This window comes from Halomonas sp., from assembly GCF_031581305.1.
Lineage (GTDB): Bacteria > Pseudomonadota > Gammaproteobacteria > Pseudomonadales > Halomonadaceae > Halomonas.
In genome coordinates this window covers 1-4,932 of sequence record NZ_JAVLBC010000079.1, presented here as the reverse complement: position 1 = coordinate 4,932, position 4,932 = coordinate 1, and the positions used below count along the sequence as shown (strand labels likewise).

Sequence of the window (4,932 nt, the reverse complement as noted above, 5' to 3'; positions counted from 1 at the left end):
TGGAAGAGATCCAGACACTCGGCGAGCGTCGGTCCGTAGGAAAGATCGAGCGTCACCCGATGGCACTCGCGGGACGCCGCGCTACGCGCGCGCCAGTCCTCGAGCAGGACCGCCGGATCGCGCCCCCGCATGGGATCGTAGGCGCGGTCGATCGCCTCCTGGGACGCCAGCTCGCGATAGAGCATGAACCCTCTCTAGCCCTGCCAGCGATAGCCGCGGCGCGGGCGATTGGCCGCCAGCAGCAGGCCCAGAGGGGCCAGGGCGAGCACCAGGAAGCCGGCCAGGGTCCAGCCAGGCAGCGAGATGCCGAGCAGCAGGAAGTCGATCTCGGCGCATTCTCCCGAGCCGGATAGCACCTGGGCCAGCACCTGCTGCAGGGGCAGGATCTCCATCATGTAGTCGAGTCCGGGGCCGCAGCTTGGCACCTCATCGGCGGGCAGCGACTGCAGCCACAGGTGGCGCCCGGCCACCGCGATGCCGCCACCCACGGCGGCCAGCGACAAGAGGCCGTAGAGCACCGCCCCTACACGCCCGGCAGGGTCGTGGATCGCGGCGACGAGAAAGACGGCGGCAGCAGCCAGTACCGCCACCCGCTGGAAGATGCACAGCGGACAGGGGTCCAGCCCGACGAGGTGCTCGAGTCCCAGGGCCACGGCCATCATCAGCCCGCAGAAGGCGAGGCCCGCCAGGCTCCAGTCGCGGACCGAGAGGCACCGCAGGTCGTCGATCATGATGTCTCTCCCGTCTGCAGCGGCGTGACGCTCCGCACCTCGCGGGCACGCTCGAAGTAGCGGGCCAGGAAGGCGTCGAAGTCCTCGGTGTCTGCCCCCTCGATGACCTCCTGCTGCGCCAGAGACGACGCCACCAGCTCGTCGAACAGGGCGTCACGGGATGGGTCCATGGGCGTGTCGCGAAAGCCTTGCGCCTGTTCCCGGGCCAGCACCAGCATGGCCTCGCGGAAGGATTTCCCAGACGACTCGAGGTGCGCCAGCAGACGAGCCGAGGGCGTTTGGGCAGGGTCATCGAGGCGCGGCGACAGGGCCGCCAATGCCTCGCCATGGGGCTGCCCCTCTTCCAGGCGATCGAGCAGCTCCGCCACCGCTTCCATCTCGGAGAAGATCTCCCCTCCCCAATCGGCGATGGAGCGGTGCCGGCCATCCTGCAGCAGGCGCAGCGCCGGGTCCCGGCCGCGCTCGACCACCAGACGGCGGTTGTCGTCCAGCCGGTCGCACTCGTCGTCGGGAATCCAGGGGCTCTCGCTGAGCAGGCACCACATCAGGAAGGTGTCGATGAAGCGGATCTGGGGCTCGTCTACCCCCAACGGCAGGAAGGGGTTGAGGTCCAGGCAGCGCACCTCGATGTACTCGACACCACGCGCCTCCAACGCCTGGCTGGGCGTCTCGTCGTGACGCGCCACTCGCTTGGGACGGATGTCGCTGTAGTACTCGTTCTCGATCTGCAGGATGTTGGCATTGAGCTGACGCCATTCGTCACCCTCCTTCACGCCCAGTTTCTTGTAGTCCTGCCAGGGCGTAGCGATGGCGTGGCGCAGCGTATTGACGTAGTTGGAGAGCGAATTGAAGCAGATCTTCAACTGCTCCTGGACCTTGTTCTGGTACCCCAGGTCCGACATGCGCAGGCTGGTGGCATGGCGCGACACCAGGGTCTCCTCGCCATGCCGCTGGAGCTTATCGGGCAGCTCACCGCTCGGCAGGAAGCTGCGATCCAGCGCCGAAGAGGCGCCGAACAGGTAGAGCAGCAGCCAGCTGTGGCGACGGAAGTTGCGGATCAGGCCGAAGTAGCGCGACGAGCGGTAGTCCCTCAACGGGGTGTCGACCTCGCCCTCGATCTCACGCAGCAGCTGCCAGAGATCATCGGGCAGCGAGAGGTTGTAGTGCACCCCGGCGATGGATTGCATGATCCGTCCATAGCGCAGGTCCAGCCCCTTGCGATAGACATGCTTCATGATACCCACGTTGGAGGAGCCGTAGTCGGCGATGGGCACGCTGTCGTTGCCGTTCAGGCGCGCCGGCATGCTCGCCGGCCAGATCAGCTCGTCGTCCAGGTGCCGATAGCTGAAACGATGCAGGTCGGCGAGGAAGTCCATGGCATCCTCCGGCCGGCAGGTAACCGGGGTAATGTACTCCAGCAGCGCCTCGGAGTAGTCGGTCGTGATGTGTGGGTGGGTCAGCTTGGAGCCCAGCGCGGCGGGATGGAGAGTGGCGGCGATGCGCCCTTCGCCGTCGACCCGCAACCCCTCCTTCTCGATGCCGCGGCGCAGGCGGCCGACCCGCCCCTGGTCGGCCAGGGACTTGAGTCGATCAACGCGGCTGGTGAGCGATTCAGACAAGATGGTCACCCCATGTGTGGAAAGGCGGGCGCCATGGCGCCCGGCAAACAGCAGATTGTGGTGCCGCCAGGCGGCGCTTCAAGCTCAACGACCCTTCTTTGCCTCGAGCAGGGCCGCCCCCAGGGCGCCCATCTGGCTGGCCGGCTCGGGCGCCTTGCCACCACGGCCGGCCTTGCCGGGCCCACGGCCCCGGGCGTTGCCGCTCCCGCGGCGCGGCGAGTCACCGCCCCTGTCGTCCGCCTGATCCTCCGGCTGGTCATCGAGGCGCATGGTGAGACCAATGCGCGAGCGCGCGAGGTCCACGCTCATCACCTTGACCCGCACGATATCGCCGGCCTTGACCACCGTGCGCGGGTCCTCGATGAACGTCTCGGAGAGCGCCGAGATGTGCACCAGGCCATCCTGGTGAACACCGATGTCGACGAAGGCCCCGAAGTGGGTGACGTTGGTCACGCTACCCTCGAGGATCATGCCGGGCTCGAGGTCCTTCAGGGTCTCGACCCCCTCGCGAAACTCGGCCGCCTTGAACTCGGGACGCGGGTCGCGACCCGGCTTGTCGAGCTCGGCGAGGATGTCGGTGACCGTAGGCATCCCGAAGCGCTCGTCGGCAAAGTCCGCGGGCCTGAGCGCCTTAAGCGTGGCGCTGTCGCCGATCAAGCCGGCCAGCGGGCGCCCGCTCCTTTCCGCGATGCGCTCGACCAGCGGATAGGCCTCGGGGTGCACGGCGCTGGCATCCAGCGGGTTGTCGCCGTTCATGATGCGCAGGAAGCCGGCGCACTACTCGAAGGTCTTGGGCCCGAGGCGGCTGACGTCAAGCAGCGCCCGACGGCTGGCGAAGGCGCCTTCGGCGTTGCGACGGGCGACGATATTGTCGGCCAGCGATGCATTAAGGCCGGCGACCCGCGAGAGCAGCGCGCTCGAGGCCGTGTTGAGATCCACCCCCACGGCATTCACGCAGTCCTCGATCACCGCCTCCAGGCTCCTGGAGAGCTGCAGCTGCGAGACGTCGTGCTGGTACTGGCCCACGCCGATGGACTTGGGCTCGATCTTGACCAGCTCGGCCAGCGGGTCCTGCAGCCGCCGGGCGATGGAGACCGCACCGCGAATGGTGACGTCGAGGTCGGGCAGCTCCCGGGAGGCATACTCGGAGGCGGAGTAGACCGAGGCACCCGCCTCGCTGACCATGACCTTGGCGAGCGGGCGTTTGCCCCCCAGCCGCTTCACCAACTCGCCGGCGAGCTTGTCGGTCTCGCGGCTCGCGGTGCCGTTGCCCACGGCAATCAGCGCCACGTCGTGCTTTTCCACCAGCCCGGCCAGCTCGGCGAGCGCGGCATCCCAGCGCTTCTGCGGCGCATGCGGATAGATGGTGGCGTGCTCGAGGAACTGCCCCGTAGCATCCACCACCGCGACCTTGCAGCCGGTGCGCAGGCCCGGGTCGATGGCCAGCGTCGCCTTGTGCCCCGCCGGGGCGGCCAGCAGCAGGTCCTTGAGGTTGGCGGCGAACACGTCGATGGCATCAATCTCCGCACGCTCCCGCAGACGCCCCATCAGCTCGGTCTCGAGGTGAGTGTAGAGCTTGACGCGCCAGGTCCAGCGCACCACCTCGGCGAGCCAACGGTCGGCGGGGCGGCCCTGGTCGCGGATCGCGAAATGCTTGGCGATGGCCACCTGCGCCGGATGGAGCGGGGCCTCCTCCTCGCCGGGCAGGCGCAGAGTAAGCGCCAGTACGCCCTCGTTGCGGCCACGGAACATGGCCAGCGCGCGATGCGAGGGCACCTTGGCGAGCCTTTCGTCATGCTCGAAGTAGTCGGAGAACTTGGCGCCCTCCTGCTCCTTGCCGGTGATCACCCGAGCGGAGAGCTCGCCCTCGCGCCACAGCCGCTCGCGCAGCTGGCCGACCAGCTCGGGATCCTCGGCAAAGCGCTCCATGAGGATCTGCTTGGCGCCGTCCAGGGCGGCTTTCGCATTCTCCACGGCGGGAATGTCGCCCTCGGCGGCGCAAAGGTAGCGGGTCGCCTCACTCTCGGGCACCAGGGTCGGGTCAGCCAGCAGGGCATCGGCCAGCGGCTCGAGTCCCGCCTCCCGGGCGATCTGCGCCTTGGTGCGCCGCTTCTTCTTGTAGGGCAGGTAGAGGTCTTCCAGGCGCTGCTTGGTGTCGGCGGCGCGGATGCTGGCCGCCAGCGCGTCGGTGAGCTTGCCCTGCTCGTCGATGGTGGCCAGCACGGTTTCGCGGCGCTCTTCAAGCTCGCGCAGGTAGGCGAGGCGCTCGTGAAGCTGGCGCAGCTGGATGTCATCGAGTCCGCCGGTGACTTCCTTGCGGTAGCGGGCGATGAAGGGCACGGTGGCCCCGCCGTCGAGCAGTTCCACCGTCGCCTTGACCTGCGGCGGGCGGACGGCGAGTTCCTCGGCGAGGCGGCTGATGATCTTGTCGTGTGCGTCCATGAAATCCTTGGCAATCAAACGTCCAGACGATCGCGACAAGGTACCACAAGCCCGGGCTCGCCGGGAGCCTGCCGTGCTGCGCCCAGAGCCGTAAGCCGTAAGCCGTAAGCCGTAAGCCGTAAGCCGTAAGCCGTAAGCCG

At 67.9% G+C, this 4,932-nt stretch carries 2 protein-coding genes and 2 pseudogenes; all 4 read right to left on the bottom strand.

The features are described 5' to 3' along the window. Positions 1-185, bottom strand: a pseudogene (locus RI841_RS08395) (alpha/beta hydrolase); the annotation flags it as partial. A 9-nt stretch (positions 186-194) separates the two neighbouring features. Then, entirely contained in the window at positions 195-731 is a 537-nt protein-coding gene (locus RI841_RS08390) for a disulfide bond formation protein B (protein WP_310705138.1), read from the bottom strand. After that, complete coding sequence (gene gshA, locus RI841_RS08385; RefSeq protein WP_310705137.1) at positions 728-2,350, bottom strand: glutamate--cysteine ligase; 1,623 nt, start codon at positions 2,348-2,350, stop codon at positions 728-730. Before gshA ends, RI841_RS08390 begins: the two co-directional genes overlap by 4 nt. An 84-nt stretch (positions 2,351-2,434) precedes the next feature. Beyond that, a pseudogene (locus tag RI841_RS08380) lies at positions 2,435-4,792 on the bottom strand (Tex family protein). Positions 4,793-4,932 lie beyond the last annotated feature (140 nt).

Coding starts and splice junctions, on each gene's coding strand:
- RI841_RS08390 (WP_310705138.1), bottom strand. CDS start 731: ATGATCGACGACCTGCGGTGCCTCTCGGTCCGCGACTGGAGCCTGGCG.